Here is a 14,809-nt window from a genome sequence, read left to right as displayed (position 1 = left end):
CACCACGCATTTGCCGTTTACTTCCTATATATTTCTGTATTTTACTTTATAAGAGTTATGCTTAAATGGCTACCTCTTTACCCAACAAGTGCGTTTATTGTTGTCGCGAAGCATCATCAATCTGCTGTTTATCGACCATTACAATTAATAATTCAGCCAATTAAGTACATTTTTAATTACCTAATTCAAAAAAACCAACCCTACTGAATAGCCACCGATTTTGTAGACACTCTTTAGAAAGGTGTCACAGGTAAACTTATTTAATCTCTCTCCTTGTATCAAATCAGATTGGATTGATAGTCCCGCACATTCATTTACGTAGGATCGTGTTATTGGAACCAAACACGAGGATTTGGTGAATGTGAGTGTCACCTGTTTGAATAAGTGGCTTAATGTCCTGGATTGGAAGCCATACAACTACCAGTAAAATTGCTGAAATGCGTTTGAATGTTGTTTCATAAGAACTTCTCTTTTCATGTGAGGCCTAAGTGTGGACCTTGAGGTGTTCTTTTTTGTTGTGTGATTTCAGATGGGTATGCCCATTTATCATCAAATACAGCCTGGACTAGACATCCTAGTATCTAGGCTTATTTAGAGAATGCGCATTATTATGTCTTTATGTAGAAAGCCTTATATATTTTCCTAGGATAAAAATCGTATTTAGTTGTATTTCTTAAATTTACTTGTTTACCTACTTGCATTTTTGCGTATACCCCCTCTGCATTTTTGCGTATACCCCCTATATTTCTTACCGTGTTTATTTACATCCCTACTCATAAAGTGTCTATTCTTCAAACTTGTTTCATAAGTTGAACACGTGCGCGCGTAATGGGTGTAATGCCCGTTTCGTTTCATCAAAATAAAATTTTAAATCAATGTCTTATAATTAAATGTCCGTTTCGTTTTGCGTTTCGTTCCGTTTTGCTCCCTTTTTTTAATACTAGGAATCTCAAGAAGTTTCTTCTACAGGGCTGTGGGCTTTATTTGATATAGCATCCCCCTCCGCATTTTTGCGTACCCCCTTATGATTCTTTTCCGCTTTAATATTTTTAGCTTTTTATAGGGAAGAACTACTTCTTAATTTTGTTCCTATTTTTTATATACGCGCGCGTAATGGGTCAAAATTGGATTTCAGGCCCTCCGTATAATATTGAATTTCAAAACTTTCAGAGTTTTAAGCCGTTTCGTTTTGCGTTTCGTTCTGTTTCGTTCTGTTTCGTTTCATTCACTGGATCTAACCTTTTAGATCGTGGTGGTCTTGTATGGCCGAAGGAGTTTCCTCTATTAAATTTTTCGGGCAAATCAATTTTTTGATCCAGCTTACATAGATAAGAAGCTCTACAAATCGCATCCTCCAATTCTGTTTTTAGGTCATGCCATTTCAACTCATTAAAATTACTAGTAGCCTTAATTGAGGTTTTACTATTTCTCATTTTTAAGAAGCCATAACGCATTGATCTTGCTTCTTTTAGAAACGTGAAGGTAGTCGGGTTAAACCATAATGATTCCAAGCCATTTATTCTAGATAAAGCCCTAGTAATCTGAATATTGATTTCATCAAAATGATAGCGGTTATGATCTGTATCAATTACAACCATGAGATGTAAATGCAAATAGGGAACAAAGACATCACTGCTTTTGAAGAGCAGTCTATTTTTCATTTCTACGCTATAGATGAGCTGTAAATCAGGTAATTTACGTTTGCGTTTACCTTCCTTATTACGTATCCGATTCCGTTCACGAAAAAATGAATAAAGCTTTTCCTTGAACCGTTGAACAAATCTATTTGTATCAAAGAGATCTTCGTCTTCAATCTCAAGAACATAATGCAACATTATGGGAGTCGCCATGTTTTGAGAACACCACTCTAAAATTCGGATGGTTTCAATGAGGTTACGACGATCCATTTCACGATTTAAAATTAAGTAACCACGGAAAAATTCCAAACCTTTCGGAATAGCATCACAGCGCATAAATTTTGGCGACCTAGTTTCAGAGTACAAAGGAGAGATGAGAGCAATTTAAAGCTACAGAAAATGTTACGCCAAATTAAAAGTTTTCTAAATTCTCTGGAACCTTATAATTTAAAGGGATACAGAGATGAAAGTAATAGAAAAGTATCTGTTAAATCGTTAAATCATGTTTTTGATTAGAATTACTATTTTTAGTGTAGAGAATTATCAAAAATCTAGTATGGAATTGGTTTTATTTAATTCCTTTCATTCTGAATACTGTCGAGGATATTTATTAGTGCTCATATTTCCTCACCATTTGCTCTAGAATCAATTTTTTTTGATTATCCTAGGGGGTATTCAACTAATTTTCTTAAAAGAGCTGTAAATCGATTAGAATCGTTTTCGGGTGATTTTAAGATTTTATCTTTCCCTGATTACAAACTTCCTACTTATTAAACTTTTCTTGCAGAGCATCCCGTATGGGTTCAAACGATTCAGCAGATGCTTCTAGGCCGAACATAGTGAATGAAAAAGATTTCCATCAATCAGAGAATAAACAAGTCTATAACTATTCCTTTACGTGTTAGATTTTTTCCTAAGTAAACTGATACATCTCATATCGAATAAATATTTTTCATAATTACCTTCTAGCGTAAAACAAAGATCCGACTAAGAAGGGCTGTTATCTGATAAGGCTATTGTCCCACCCCATTAAACCATCTTCCGACAGTTTTACGATCAACCTCAAGTTGCTTTGCAATTTGAGTATTATTTAAACCTTGGTCTTTTAAATAGATTGCTTTTTCACGCTTGCTTGCATATGCATGACCTTTAGCTTTACCTCCCTTAGCACCTCGCTTAGCTTGAATCTCGCTGAAATCGCCATAGCTAAAGCGCTGCCAAACCCACTTTGCAATGCTCTTAGCTGTAGCTTTAACTTCGCTATAAGCTAAAGGTTGCTCAAAACCGTTATTAATCGCTTCTATTTTTGCTATTACAGCTCTTTCCCACTCATAACTAGAGTCATGATGCATGTAGTCTCTAATTGCTTTATAGGCCCAATATCGGCCTTTCTCGAACATAGTTACATTGCGTCCTAAGCCTACAATTTCCTGCTTCTTAGGAATCTGTTTCGGTAACTCTATAAAATCTGCTAGATAGTCTAATGAATATGCTCGATCGGTCCAGAATGTCGTGCGCCATTGAGGATGTAATGGATTCTTGGTGATCATATGTGAATAGCTGTGATCTGCGCCCATTTTCAACGCATAAGCATAGTAAACTGCTTGAGCATACTTAATAGCTTTGATGCTTGCAAACTCGCTTGTACAGAGAGGAATTTCAAGCTTATAGCAGTGATGACTGTGGCCATTATCGGGGTTTTGAGTGGTCCAGAAAGGTTTTGGTAGGCCTGCGTCAAACCAAGATAAAGCAGCATCATCTTTGTCGTCATCAAAGATAAAGTAAACAGTCATCAGAGGAGGGTTTATTTGAATATATGGTTTTTTGACTGCAATAGATTTTGTCCGGATGAGCATATAACCTGGTTTCCCATCCATACAGTACGGCTTATGTGGCAGTCCATTAAATAAATCAAGCTGCTGTTGTAAAGCCATTTCATTTTTAAACTTCTTTAGCGCTGAGTGACTTTTTGTGTATTCCATGCGTTTACTACTTGAGTAAACCGCCCTTCCCTGTAAAATAGTCTACAGACACAAGACGGATTCATCTCCTTTTTGTTGTTTAAAGATATAAGCCTCGATTGATGACATTCCGCCAAGTTTGAACATCATCGGGGCTTTCTTATTGCAAGAATATAACCCATTTAATAAACAATTCAATCAATAAAAACATATAAAATAAGAAGAAATTAAATAACTTACATAAGTTATTTAAGTTATTTAACTGGTTCTTTTTTTAAGTTATTGATCTTGTTTGAAAACTCCATATAATAATTTATTAAATAAGTTACGTAAGTTAAATAAATTAATATGATTATTTTAGTTGGTGGTGAAAAGGGGGGGTCTGGTAAAAGTTGCTTGGCTCAGAATTTAGCTGTGTATTTACAGGCTAAAAATCGCGATATTTTATTACTTGATGCTGATCCCCAGGGAACCACAAGTGACTGGATTAAAGAGCGGGATGAAAATGAGAATGTTCAAAATATCCCGTCAGTGCAAGCAGCTGGAAATATCAGACAAATCTTGCTAGATCTCTCTAAACGTTATCAGGATATTATTATTGACGCTGGAGGACAGGATTCAGAGGCTTTACGTTCTGCTATGACAATAGCTACACACATGCTTCTACCATTCCGCCCAAAAAGAAGAGACCTAAAAACTCTCGTACACGTTGAGAAACTTATTCGCTTAGCAAAAGCAGTAAATCCTGAACTCTATACAAGAGCTGTTATTACACAATGTCCAACATTACCTAGCCAGGTTCAAAGAATTTTGGATGCAAAAGAAGCTTGTGAATCCTTTGACTTAGTTCCTCTTAATAATTTTACATGCAATAGAAATATCTATGATGATGCAGATGAAAATGGACTATCTGTCTTCGAAATGTCATCTGATGAGAAAGCCAAACAAGAAATTGAGCTCATTGCGAAAGAATTTCTAGGAGAGCTCTAATGTCATTAAAAGGCTTAAAAAAATCTGAATCTGATTCAAATCAAGATCAAATTGATAACTTCATTCAAGGAGCCTCTAAGCGAGTTAAAAAGATAGAGCCTAGTCAACAGAATTATAAGAGGTATACATTTTCTCTAACCGAAGATGTTAACCAAGAAATTGACCAACTCCTTGTTAGTTGTCGAGTGGCTAAAGCGAATCGTTCTATTATTCTAAAAGCCGCTATACATCAATTACAGAAACTTTCCTCAGAAGAACTACAGCAGGTAGTCCTACAAGAAGTTAAATAACTTATGTAAGTTATTTAACAATAAGAGACAGCCTAGACTAACTTGCTTAGGCTGTTTTTCTACTAGATAGGCACATCATATTCTGTACTTAACAATCTATTTTGTATTTTTGATATTAAAAAATCGCGGTAGCGACAGGGGATCTCTTAGAGCAAGATTTACCGTTAAGCCACCTGGTGAATAAGGTAAATTATTGGAGGAAAAGAAATAAAATTTTGTACGCCTACAATACACATCTTGCCATCCATAACTCTGCAATTTTACGCAATTTAGACCTGTTTTAGGGTAATTCAACAGCTGATTTAGGCAACTTTAGGAAATTTTAGGGAGCTCTTGGTAAGAACACCAAAAAAAGAGATTTTAGGAATGATTCAGGTTTAGCTGAGCTAATGAAAACCGTGGAACATTGTTCAAATAGTAAGGGTGGAACATGAAAAACTATAAAAAAGCCTACACTGGGGAATGTAGGCTTGTAATATCTCAGTATATCATTGAAACATAATGATAAAATTTATTGATTTCGTATAACGTGTATTATGTTAATTTTAAACAAACTTTAAAAGTCTATCTCAGAAAAAGGTTTGCGTTTTTGTTCTTGCATTTCTCTATTTCTAGTTTCAACTTCTAATAAATGTTGCTGTGTTAGTTCTTTTGAATAGCTAAGAAAACGATCTACCCATTTACCAAAACGAAACTGTTGTGTAGATCTATATTTTTTTATTACCCCAGATTCCTCTATTAGTCTCATAGATGCTTCATATAATACCGCTCCATCAGGCATTATAATTTGACCAATTATAAAATTATCTTTTTCATCTGGCATACGTAGTAATATTGGATGATAATGAATTTTACATGACTCCCATTCAGCCTCTCCAGCTTCATTTTTTTCTGTATCTCCTTTGTTTATTATATTCTTAAGGGATTCATAAATTTTAATTTCCTCAGCATTTTCTTGCACTTTTTTAATTTCAATATCTGTAGAAAATAAGGTTGGAGCATCTAAAACTCTATTGTGATTAAACACACTATTGAATAAATTATTTCCAGATAAGAAAGACATTCTAAAATTTCCTTTAACTTAAGAATTAAGGTTCTCTTGTAAAAAATTACAAGCATCTATATTAATTTTGACGAATTTATTCCAAGTAATTTTTGTTGAAAAAAATAACTTGTATTGAAGATCAACCCGACAAATATCAGGTCGATCGTCATAAATTGAGCATTTATTATCACTAGATAAATACTTACAACTTCCATCACCTTTATCTAAATAAGCTGTTAATTCAGATCTAAATACCTGCTTGCAACAACAGCCACATTGAGTACAAGGAAAGGGTGTCTGCATTTAAAACTCAATTTTTTCTATATTTGGATCATTTAGTGCTTGAATTATCTTTTCAGCTTCTTTTAAAGGGGAAGACTTAACAATAGTAGTAATACTTTCCATTGCTACATTAACTAAATCCATATTTCCAGCTTCAATACCTTTATCTAAACGGTCAAACATTTCATCAATTGAATGGCGTCTTTCTTTAAAAGTTTCAGCTAAATAAGCTTTTAAAAACTCTGTTTGCTGTTCAATTTTTCCAACATTAACATCTCGCCAAGCATGTATTGCCTCACGTTTTGTTGTTTCAGCCTGCACAGTCATTCTATATTCATGATGCGCATCCGCAAGCATTCTAAATGCCTGAAAAGCCATGTCTGGTGATGGTTTTGGAATAACAGTGACATTTTTTAGCGTTTTAGTAGCTTTCATAAGCTCTTGCTTAGCCATGATATGAACCCTTTCTTAAATTGTTAAAAACCCTTGGCAGGTATGCTTAATATTTTTAATAGGGGATCCTTCATCATCTATGATTTTGCAATCCAACAAATCTTTTAGGATTTTAGTATTTGCAATCATTTGTTTGAACGCTTGTGGATTTGAATCATCATCAACTTTCATAGATTCAAATCTATGAACCAATTGATTTAAGGTATAAATAACTTCATCAGCATTTTTCTGAATACCATCTAAAACAGTTTCAATCATATTTATTTCTGAAACTGCTTTATCAACCTGAGCTGCATATTTCACAGCTTTTGTTAATGCTTCTTCAGCCTTACTGGCAAGCATAAAACCGCCAATAGCCAAAGCAGGACCAGCCACAATCCCACCAAGGGCTATCATTCCTCCAGCCATTCCAAAGCCACCACTTGCAATAGAACCACCGCCCAGCCAAGCTAGTGTTGCATTAGTCGCAGCTACTCCTGAAAGGCTTGAAATTGCGGTTCCTGTGGACGCTGAAGCTAATAACCCAACACTACTATATGCACCAAAACCAGCTAGTGCTCCTCCAGCTGTTCCAGACAGTAAGCCCGCTTCTAATTTTAAGGAGTTAAGAACCATGGCTTCCATTGCCTTAATTTCTTCAATAGAAATAGAGGATTCAAAATTTTCTAACTTACCACCCGCATTTTTAGACTTTTTTATCACATCAATAGTATGTTTAATTTGATGTGTGAATATACTTAGCTTAAGCCGACCTAGTTCTTCTAATTTGGTATTAGTTTCTTTCTTTTGATGTTCTAAATGTTCAAGGGCTTCATCATAAATAGACTGTGCATTTTCTCCAATTGCTTTAGCCTCTTTCATATTACCTACAGCCTTAGCACCTTTAAAAACACCTGTTGCTCCTAAAGCTGCAGCAGCTCCCCACAAAACGATTGGTAATGGCATATTTTTCTCTTATCAAGTATATATTTGTATTGAATATTATATGAATTTTTTGTTTTTAACATCCCATTAACGACTTAAAATGTCGCTTAAAACGCACTAAAAAATATTTAATTGTTCCAGTGAATTCCCCCCCATTTAACATAATGGTGCTTATACGAAGTACACTTGTATATTAATTGAAATATCAATAACTTGAAAATTACACCCTGATCACAAAATACACAAAAATTGGCTTTTGTAATAAGTTGGTGAGTTTTTAAGCAAATCTGTAACATTTTGCCAGTAAATTCGGTTAAAAAACGATCAATTTGGCAATCAGTGCCCATTTCATACGGATCCAGGTTGCGAAACTATCCCCAATTGCTGTGGATAAAATTTAGGCTATTTTGTACGCTCTGGCGTACATAAATCTCGGCCCTTTGCGGCTACCTGGGACAGTGGAATTTTCCTATGATGAACTCATCGGGAACAGGAAGTTCCATACAAGAATAACAAGAGATAAGCACAAGGACTGTAAGGTACGACAGGAGTTATACCGAGCGAACCAATACGAAAAACCCCGGCAGGATGCCGGGGTTTTTTATTTTCTAAATTTTTTAAATTAGAGTCGGGTGAGCATCAAGAATACGAATTAAAGTCGCTGCAGGACCAGTCGGATAGCGACGGCCTTGTTCCCAATTTTGGAGCGTTCTCGCGCTGATCTGCAAACGTGCAGCGAATTCTGCCTGGGTTAAGCCTGTTTTCTCACGTACTTCTTTAATATCTGGTAATTCAAGCTCAGTCACTCGGCTTGCTTTCATCTCATTGCGTTTGATAGCACCAGCTTCTTTAATCGAAGCAACTAGGTCATCAAATAAGTTGTTATCCATGAAATTGCTCCTTCACTAATTGACGCAGGATCAAGGTTTCTTTGTCTGTCAGATTATCTTTCACAGACTTTGGATAAGCCACCAGGAAAAAGATCTGATCATCTTCTGTGACCCAATAGTAGATCACACGGATACCGCCACTTTTTCCTCTATTACCTTGAGCACAGCGTACTTTACGAATGCCACCGCCATTCTTGATTAAGTCACCTTTATCAGGCTGCACCAAGAGATCTTGCTGGAGCTGACGATACTCTTCATCACTTACAAGCTCTTTGATTTGCTTGGTAAAAATACTGGTTTCAATGAATAGCATAGATTAAAGTACGTCAATGGCGTATAAGGATTTTAGCAGTTTTTACATAAAAAAACGAGAGCTTTGAGCTCTCGTTTCGCACAATCAATATCGTATTAGTTTTAACAATAGTATTTATAAAATTTTAAAAATTTTTCCACTTAAAGTACTTTGGAAAAACATTTCGAAACTAGGTCGAATATCTTCTCCATCAACAGTGATATGTTTTATATTCGAGTGAGATTGCGTATCGGCAAACTGATGATCTACTGTTGCTTGAATAGCGTGTTTAACCCCAAACTGGTCTTTTACGCTGAGATTCTGTTTAATCATATATATTCCCTTAATAAAATTATAGTGGTAGAAATCTACCCAAATTTTTAATGCTTGTTGATGTTGGCTCTAAGCAACTTTATGACTTAATTTAAATAGCTGATTTAAAGAAGTATAAAATGTACGGCCATCTAAATTTAAATCGACCTCCATCCCAGATGAGAGAAGAACTCTTTTACCCACTTCAATTGTTTTTAACCCCTGACGTGTACTTTGCATTTTATTAAGAGGAGTTAATGAAACAATAATTTCAGTACCATTTTTAGCTTTTGCAATTAAATAATTTATTTTTAACAACTTGAATCCTGTTTTTCTGAAAATTTTCCAATTTTGGAAATAACTTTAAAATTTAATTTTAAATTATAAAAAAAGCACTCATGAGTGCTTTTTATTACTGCTTATTACTGCTTAGATAGCAATAATATTTACAGCATTCGGTCCTTTTTGACCTTGGGCTACGCTGAATTCAACCATTTGGCCTTCCATTAAGGTTTTGAAACCTGAACTTGCGATTTCGCTAAAATGAGCAAAAACGTCTGGACCTGATTCTTGTTGAATGAAACCAAAACCTTTAGTTTCGTTGAACCACTTTACAGTACCTTTAACAACATTTGAGTTTGACATAATATATCCTACTAATTTTTAATAATTTTAAGTCATTTTATTGACTGGGTATAACTTTGAAAATAATGAAGAAGCGACTTAAAATCTGAAAAAACGAAGGATTATGACTAAAACTGCGATACTTAAAGAAGATTTACCGGAACAAGACTTTTTTCTAGTTAAGTCAACTATACACTAAAAATAATAAAAATCAAGTTTTCTCATATACATATTCATTAAATTTATAAAAAACAAAATTAATCAAAAAAAATAAAATAAAATCATATTTTTATTATAAATGTAACAATATAACGTTAAGATGTTGGTCTAGTAAGATTGATAAGTAATGAATGCGATTATATAGTTCTGTAATAACAATATTGATGTTTTTAATTTTGGGAATGATGATTTTTTCCCATACGCAAATCATATATAAACCGCCAAATTTTACCGCTTTCAATATGGCCGAATAGTCATATTTAATAAGAAAAACCGCCTGTTAGGCGGTTTTTTAACTTTTGAAGAAATAATAATTGTCTTTGTTTAACATAAAATTTCTTATACCAAATAAGCAAAGCTCATTATTCAATGAGCTTTGACAGTAGCAATTTCAAGAATGCTTAGGAGAGAGTTAAATTAAACTTAGTGATATAAAGCTGCTTTCGCTTCTTGGTCTGCATGATCTTGCAATAAAGCATGCACAGCCCAGATCGCAGCTGGGAGCCAGCCTAAAAGGGTAACTTGAAGAAACAAACATATCATTGCTGCAAAAGGTCGACCTATTATAAAGAAAGGCAACCAAGGAAAGAGCAACGCTATCAGAAATTTCATATTAATTTCCTCTTAAGAAGTTTCAAAAGCCTTAACAACTAATAAGAGGCAGAAGTAAACAACCTATAGGCGTATCCGTCTATTCAAGATTTACTTATTTCTGTAATTGACCGTGCACTTTGACTTTATTCATAAATTATCGTTATTTGGCATCACTAAATGCAAACTAAAAATTATACAGTCAAAATCAGTCCTGAGCTTTTTGTTCAGTTTCATCATTGGCCGGAAAAATACTTGGATTCGTGAGCCTGATGTTTTCCTGGCACTGATCGCATACCAACACTCCTGCAAAAAGCTGTACATTTTTTCTTGATAGACAAAGAGTATAGGCCTTCGGAAACATAATTGTATTTGTCGTAGTGGCAATATGAGTGTTCATCGCAATTCCTAGAATAACTGAAAATAGCTTATTAGAAGTGCATGCTAGTAGCTATATCTGAATAGCCACCGATTTTATAGACATCTTTTATTGAACATCATAAACGGCTCCAATCTAAAGAACATTTAACATAAAAACTCTTATACGAAGTAGATTTGTAAGCCCAAAGTAGAAATGTCCGGTTTCTCCAAAGTAAAAATGTCCGCTTTTAGAATATGCACTTTTGCAATTTCCTTAGCGGACGGTTTGATATGTTGGTGTCTATGTCGGATAAAGAACTTAAACGATTGTCGGTCTTGCAGGAAATCTGTGATCAACGCATAACCCAGTCCCAAGCTGCTCAGCTACTTCATATTTCAGATCGTCAGATCAGGCGTTTATTGCAAAAATACAAAGCTCAAGGCCCAGCTGCATTAGCCCATGCCGGTCGTGGTCAAATCAGCAATTCCAGGCTTTCTGAAGAGCTCAGACTCAAGTGCCTCAATATTGTTTCTGATCAACTGCATGGTTTCGGACCCACTTTAGCGCATGAAAAGCTCACCACGGTTCATGGTTTTGATATTTCAGTGGAAACACTGCGTTCCTGGATGATTGCAGCCGATTTATGGATTCCTCGCGCCAAGCGTCTGAAACGCCCGTATCAGCCTCGTTATAACCGGGACTGTTATGGTGAACTGATCCAAATCGATGGCTCACACCATGACTGGTTTGAAGGTCGAGCCCCTAAATGCTGTCTACTGGTATTTATCGATGATGCCACAGGCAAATTACAGCATTTACGCTTCTGTGAGTCGGAATCAACCTTTGACTATATGATTTCAACACGTTTGTATGTTGAGCAGCATGGTAAGCCTTTAGCCTTCTACAGCGATAAACATTCAGTCTTCAGGGTGAATCAAAGCAGTAAGAAAGACACCAAGATTACCCAGTTTGGGCGCGTACTCAGCACCCTGAATATCGATATTATCTTCGCTAATTCACCACAGGCCAAAGGCCGTGTAGAACGAGCCAATAGAACGCTTCAGGACCGTCTGATCAAAGAAATGCGTCTGGAAGGCATCAGTTCGATTGCCGAAGCCAATGCCTGGCTACCCTACTTCATTGAGCAGTTCAATCAGAAGTTTGCCAAGATGGCCTTTAATCCCAAGGATCTACACCGGACTGTCACTGAAACAGCCGAAGAATTAGATGATATTTTTACCTGGCGTGAATCCCGCAGAGTCACGAATAGCCTGACGATCACTTATGATAAATGCGTGTATCTCCTGGAAAACACGGAAGAAAACCAAAGATTGATTGGCAAGTATCTTGAGTTTCTGGAATACCCGGATAGTACAGTCGCGATTGAATATCAGGGAAGAAAAATCAATTACAGCATCTTCGATAAATTAAGTCAGCTCAACCAGCGAGAGATTGTTGAAAATAAACGTTTGGGTTCTGTATTAGCCCATATTCAACAGCAGCATGAAGAACTAGAACAACAAAATAAACGCAATCGTTCTCAAAAGATGCCAAGCAGACGTGCACAGAAAACAGTAATCAAAGAACGAAATCTGAATCCTGTGCTTGACTTGGAAATGTCTGTATAGGACATTTCTATTTGGTTTTAAGGTAGGACATTTCTACTTAGGAATAACAAGATTTGTTAGAACCCATTCAAACTCGTTTTCTACTTTCATATTCTTCGATAGACTCTTTTAATTTTAAAATAGGAAGAAATTTATCTTCTTTAAAACCTATTTTTTTCATAAATGCTTTACAGTCAAGATTAGGTTCTTCGATATGCAGAGAAACATAATTATATCTTTCACCAATTTCGCATAATGTTTTTAATAATGCAGTTCCATAGCCACTTTTTCTTTTCTTAAAACTAATTCTTGCAACGACAATCTGTTTTTCTGATTGGTCACCAATGTGATACTTCCCAAATCTTAGATAGATATCATCCTCAATACCTAATCCACTTGAATATGAGCAAATTTTTAGACTTGTAGTTCCATCTTCTTGAGGAAAGCTAGATATATAAGCCCATTCTTCAGAACGTTTAAGAATACTTTCCCCAAAATTTTGAATAGTATTTAAAATTTCTGATTGCTCATCTTTTTGAATTTTAGGAAATTCATTTTCTTCAAGAACATCTAACATTTTAAGTCTATAATATATTGAATTTAAAATATTATTGATTTAAATAGAATAAAAAATCAACAAAATTGATGGTTATTCCTAATATAGAAAAAAAAGTGCCCCCCCTTTTTTAGCCTGCTTTTTCAGATTCCAACGCTCATATTTCTCGATGAAATCAATCATTTCTTTAAATTGATACAACTTGTTAAGGACAGTATTTTTTATAAAATACTTTTTAACTCGCACTTCTTCTTCTGTTTATACACTTCGGACTGGACTGCTCCCAATATGCTAGACATGAAACAGCATCCTCTAAAGATGCATCACTGTATCAAAGCATTTTCTTAATAATTTTCAAGTATTTTTGGCTACTCGGTAAACAGTTGCGACCCCACAATCCACTGCTTTGGCAATCTCATCCTTAGTCATATTGCCAGCCGCTAGCAGTTCTTTTATCCGTTTATGCTTAGCTTCATTGGCTTTCTTACCTGTTGCCTTGTAACCCGAACGCTCTAGGCCTTGCTTAATACGTTCTATACGTTTCTCATTATCCAGCCGAGCCATAGTTGCCAGGAGATCAATCAGCATATTATTGATGAGGTCCAGGATTGAAGTAGTAATGCTGTCACTAGTTTGAATCATTTGGTAGGTAGTCGGAAGATCTGCCACTATTAAGCGAAGTCCCTTTTCTTGGATCCTGCGCTTGAGTTCTTGAAAATCCCGTTGGGTTAGGCGTGATAGACGGTCCACACTTTCAACCAGGAAGGTATCACCTTGGTTTGCTTCTGACAGTAATTTGTTCAATTCAGGCCGATCTAGCTTCGTACCACTATAGTTTTCCACGTACACAATGATTTCACCTAAATTCAAATCTTGGTTTAGATCCTGCAGAATCTGCAAGGCTCTTTGTGCGTCTTGATCTTTGGTCGATGCTCTAAGGTAAATACGTGTATTCATATCTATCATTTATACTTAATTTTATTAGTTCAATGATAATACTATCCTTTGATTATCAAAGTAAGTCTAATGATAGATATTGAATGCTGTTTGGCTTTTTATCATTCAGGTATAGTCAATTGATAGTACAAAACTTAATTGGGAGGGAGTTTATGAAAAAAGTTATTGTAGGATTAACCAGTCTTATAACTTTTACGGCTTGTTCACCCCACCCAAAACCTTTGATGATTGCATCTTGAAGCATATGCCCGGTACTCAGGAGAGAGCCGCAGTGACTACAATATATGATGCCTGTCTTAATAAGTTTCCTGAACGACAATAGTTGAAAATATATAAAGAAAGGACCCATCTGAGCTAGCAGATGGATCCTTTCTTTATCTTAGAATAAAATCTGCAATCTGAAGAAGATTAGCAATTAAGCCAATCAACTCCAGAGCGTAGAATATAACTACATTCATACATTGCCCTCTTGAGTTGGGGCATTGATATCATGTCCATGATGATGTTTAATGAATATTGATTAACTTTAATTAGTCAATTTGGATTCTCTTCATAGCATATACCAATGCATTGTTGATAATACCTACCCATCTTCCTCCACCGTCCAAAGTTGAGAAGATGGGTAGAGCCTTCAATTTCAGAAATTAGCCCAAAAGATATTACTTGCGAATGTTTTGGTTTCCGGATCTTTACCCAAAGTACCCACTAAAATAACTTTATTTACACCACGCATTTGCCGTTTACTTCCTATATATTTCTGTATTTTACTTTATAAGAGTTATGCTTAAATGGCTACCTCTTTACCCAACAAGTGCGTT

At 35.5% G+C, this 14,809-nt stretch carries 17 protein-coding genes and 1 pseudogene; 3 read left to right on the top strand and 15 right to left on the bottom strand.

The window, feature by feature from the left end; all coding sequences use genetic code 11:
* Positions 1–1,166: 1,166 nt before the first annotated feature.
* Both F893_RS16825 and F893_RS16820 read right to left on the bottom strand, forming a co-directional pair.
* Complete coding sequence (locus F893_RS16825) at positions 1,167–1,973, bottom strand: hypothetical protein (RefSeq protein WP_005254465.1); 807 nt, start codon at positions 1,971–1,973, stop codon at positions 1,167–1,169.
* A 677-nt stretch (positions 1,974–2,650) separates the two neighbouring features.
* Positions 2,651–3,619 (bottom strand): replication initiation protein, encoded by a 969-nt coding sequence (locus F893_RS16820; RefSeq protein ID WP_005254462.1) that lies wholly within the window; start codon positions 3,617–3,619, stop codon positions 2,651–2,653.
* Positions 3,620–3,946: 327 nt separating this feature from the next.
* Between F893_RS16820 and F893_RS16815 the strand changes: the two genes are divergently transcribed.
* The gene (locus tag F893_RS16815; protein WP_005254460.1) at positions 3,947–4,588 is read left to right on the top strand and encodes an AAA family ATPase; all 642 of its coding nucleotides are present in this window, start codon (positions 3,947–3,949) and stop codon (positions 4,586–4,588) included.
* On the top strand, positions 4,588–4,878 hold the full coding sequence (locus F893_RS16810; protein ID WP_005254458.1) for a hypothetical protein: 291 nt from the start codon (positions 4,588–4,590) through the stop codon (positions 4,876–4,878). Before F893_RS16815 ends, F893_RS16810 begins: the two co-directional genes overlap by 1 nt.
* A 556-nt stretch (positions 4,879–5,434) precedes the next feature.
* On the opposite strand, the gene F893_RS16805 is transcribed toward F893_RS16810, so the two are convergent.
* From F893_RS16805 to F893_RS18360, 10 genes are all read right to left on the bottom strand, one after another.
* Positions 5,435–5,941: a hypothetical protein gene (locus F893_RS16805; protein ID WP_005254456.1), complete on the bottom strand. Its 507-nt coding sequence runs from the start codon at positions 5,939–5,941 to the stop codon at positions 5,435–5,437.
* 285 nt (positions 5,942–6,226) lie between these two features.
* The gene (locus F893_RS16800) at positions 6,227–6,658 is read right to left on the bottom strand and encodes a hypothetical protein (protein ID WP_005254452.1); all 432 of its coding nucleotides are present in this window, start codon (positions 6,656–6,658) and stop codon (positions 6,227–6,229) included.
* Positions 6,659–6,673: 15 nt separating this feature from the next.
* Positions 6,674–7,603: a hypothetical protein gene (locus F893_RS16795; RefSeq protein ID WP_005254450.1), complete on the bottom strand. Its 930-nt coding sequence runs from the start codon at positions 7,601–7,603 to the stop codon at positions 6,674–6,676.
* 596 nt (positions 7,604–8,199) lie between these two features.
* Positions 8,200–8,472: a NadS family protein gene (gene nadS, locus F893_RS16790; RefSeq protein ID WP_005254448.1), complete on the bottom strand. Its 273-nt coding sequence runs from the start codon at positions 8,470–8,472 to the stop codon at positions 8,200–8,202.
* Complete coding sequence (locus F893_RS16785) at positions 8,465–8,785, bottom strand: type II toxin-antitoxin system RelE/ParE family toxin (RefSeq protein ID WP_005254446.1); 321 nt, start codon at positions 8,783–8,785, stop codon at positions 8,465–8,467. The genes nadS and F893_RS16785 overlap by 8 nt, the downstream gene beginning before the upstream one ends.
* Positions 8,786–8,899: 114 nt before the next feature.
* Positions 8,900–9,097, bottom strand: coding sequence for a hypothetical protein (locus F893_RS16780; RefSeq protein ID WP_004641925.1), 198 nt, complete (start codon positions 9,095–9,097; stop codon positions 8,900–8,902).
* Between the two features lie 69 nt (positions 9,098–9,166).
* The gene (locus tag F893_RS16775) at positions 9,167–9,394 is read right to left on the bottom strand and encodes a hypothetical protein (protein WP_004641927.1); all 228 of its coding nucleotides are present in this window, start codon (positions 9,392–9,394) and stop codon (positions 9,167–9,169) included.
* A 111-nt stretch (positions 9,395–9,505) separates the two neighbouring features.
* Positions 9,506–9,721, bottom strand: coding sequence for a cold-shock protein (locus F893_RS16770; protein WP_004641928.1), 216 nt, complete (start codon positions 9,719–9,721; stop codon positions 9,506–9,508).
* Between the two features lie 621 nt (positions 9,722–10,342).
* The gene (locus F893_RS16765; protein ID WP_005254444.1) at positions 10,343–10,531 is read right to left on the bottom strand and encodes a YqaE/Pmp3 family membrane protein; all 189 of its coding nucleotides are present in this window, start codon (positions 10,529–10,531) and stop codon (positions 10,343–10,345) included.
* A 187-nt stretch (positions 10,532–10,718) separates the two neighbouring features.
* Positions 10,719–10,910, bottom strand: coding sequence for a hypothetical protein (locus tag F893_RS18360; RefSeq protein WP_005254442.1), 192 nt, complete (start codon positions 10,908–10,910; stop codon positions 10,719–10,721).
* 263 nt (positions 10,911–11,173) lie between these two features.
* On the opposite strand from F893_RS18360, the gene F893_RS16755 reads away from it, so the two are divergent.
* Positions 11,174–12,499 carry an ISNCY family transposase gene (locus F893_RS16755; RefSeq protein ID WP_081400852.1) on the top strand — a complete coding sequence of 442 codons (1,326 nt, stop codon included), beginning with the start codon at positions 11,174–11,176 and terminating at the stop codon, positions 12,497–12,499.
* A gap of 67 nt (positions 12,500–12,566) precedes the next feature.
* On the opposite strand, the gene F893_RS16750 is transcribed toward F893_RS16755, so the two are convergent.
* From F893_RS16750 to F893_RS18025, 3 genes and pseudogenes are all read right to left on the bottom strand, one after another.
* Entirely contained in the window at positions 12,567–13,055 is a 489-nt protein-coding gene (locus F893_RS16750) for a GNAT family N-acetyltransferase (protein ID WP_005254437.1), read from the bottom strand.
* A 333-nt stretch (positions 13,056–13,388) separates the two neighbouring features.
* The gene (locus tag F893_RS16745; protein ID WP_034436873.1) at positions 13,389–14,000 is read right to left on the bottom strand and encodes a recombinase family protein; all 612 of its coding nucleotides are present in this window, start codon (positions 13,998–14,000) and stop codon (positions 13,389–13,391) included.
* Between the two features lie 658 nt (positions 14,001–14,658).
* A pseudogene (locus F893_RS18025) lies at positions 14,659–14,724 on the bottom strand (single-stranded DNA-binding protein); the annotation flags it as partial.
* Positions 14,725–14,809: the final 85 nt, after the last annotated feature.

Origin of the sequence: Acinetobacter sp. CIP 102136, assembly GCF_000369685.1 — a bacterium.
Lineage (GTDB): Bacteria > Pseudomonadota > Gammaproteobacteria > Pseudomonadales > Moraxellaceae > Acinetobacter > Acinetobacter fasciculus.
The sequence above is the reverse complement of the archived record's forward strand: the minus strand, read 5'-3'. Positions and strand labels throughout refer to the sequence as shown.

Excerpts from the sequence above, each read along its gene's own strand:
- F893_RS18360 (WP_005254442.1), bottom strand. The coding sequence starts at position 10,910 with ATGAACACTCATATTGCCACTACGACAAATACAATTATGTTTCCGAAG.
- F893_RS16750 (WP_005254437.1), bottom strand. The coding sequence starts at position 13,055 with ATGTTAGATGTTCTTGAAGAAAATGAATTTCCTAAAATTCAAAAAGAT.
- F893_RS16770 (WP_004641928.1), bottom strand. The coding sequence starts at position 9,721 with ATGTCAAACTCAAATGTTGTTAAAGGTACTGTAAAGTGGTTCAACGAA.
- F893_RS16785 (WP_005254446.1), bottom strand. The coding sequence starts at position 8,785 with ATGCTATTCATTGAAACCAGTATTTTTACCAAGCAAATCAAAGAGCTT.
- F893_RS16795 (WP_005254450.1), bottom strand. The coding sequence starts at position 7,603 with ATGCCATTACCAATCGTTTTGTGGGGAGCTGCTGCAGCTTTAGGAGCA.
- F893_RS16810 (WP_005254458.1), top strand. The coding sequence starts at position 4,588 with ATGTCATTAAAAGGCTTAAAAAAATCTGAATCTGATTCAAATCAAGAT.
- F893_RS16825 (WP_005254465.1), bottom strand. The coding sequence starts at position 1,973 with ATGCGCTGTGATGCTATTCCGAAAGGTTTGGAATTTTTCCGTGGTTAC.
- F893_RS16780 (WP_004641925.1), bottom strand. The coding sequence starts at position 9,097 with ATGATTAAACAGAATCTCAGCGTAAAAGACCAGTTTGGGGTTAAACAC.
- F893_RS16805 (WP_005254456.1), bottom strand. The coding sequence starts at position 5,941 with ATGTCTTTCTTATCTGGAAATAATTTATTCAATAGTGTGTTTAATCAC.
- F893_RS16765 (WP_005254444.1), bottom strand. The coding sequence starts at position 10,531 with ATGAAATTTCTGATAGCGTTGCTCTTTCCTTGGTTGCCTTTCTTTATA.
- F893_RS16755 (WP_081400852.1), top strand. The coding sequence starts at position 11,174 with ATGTCGGATAAAGAACTTAAACGATTGTCGGTCTTGCAGGAAATCTGT.
- nadS (WP_005254448.1), bottom strand. The coding sequence starts at position 8,472 with ATGGATAACAACTTATTTGATGACCTAGTTGCTTCGATTAAAGAAGCT.
- F893_RS16800 (WP_005254452.1), bottom strand. The coding sequence starts at position 6,658 with ATGGCTAAGCAAGAGCTTATGAAAGCTACTAAAACGCTAAAAAATGTC.
- F893_RS16820 (WP_005254462.1), bottom strand. The coding sequence starts at position 3,619 with ATGGAATACACAAAAAGTCACTCAGCGCTAAAGAAGTTTAAAAATGAA.
- F893_RS16815 (WP_005254460.1), top strand. The coding sequence starts at position 3,947 with ATGATTATTTTAGTTGGTGGTGAAAAGGGGGGGTCTGGTAAAAGTTGC.
- F893_RS16745 (WP_034436873.1), bottom strand. The coding sequence starts at position 14,000 with ATGATAGATATGAATACACGTATTTACCTTAGAGCATCGACCAAAGAT.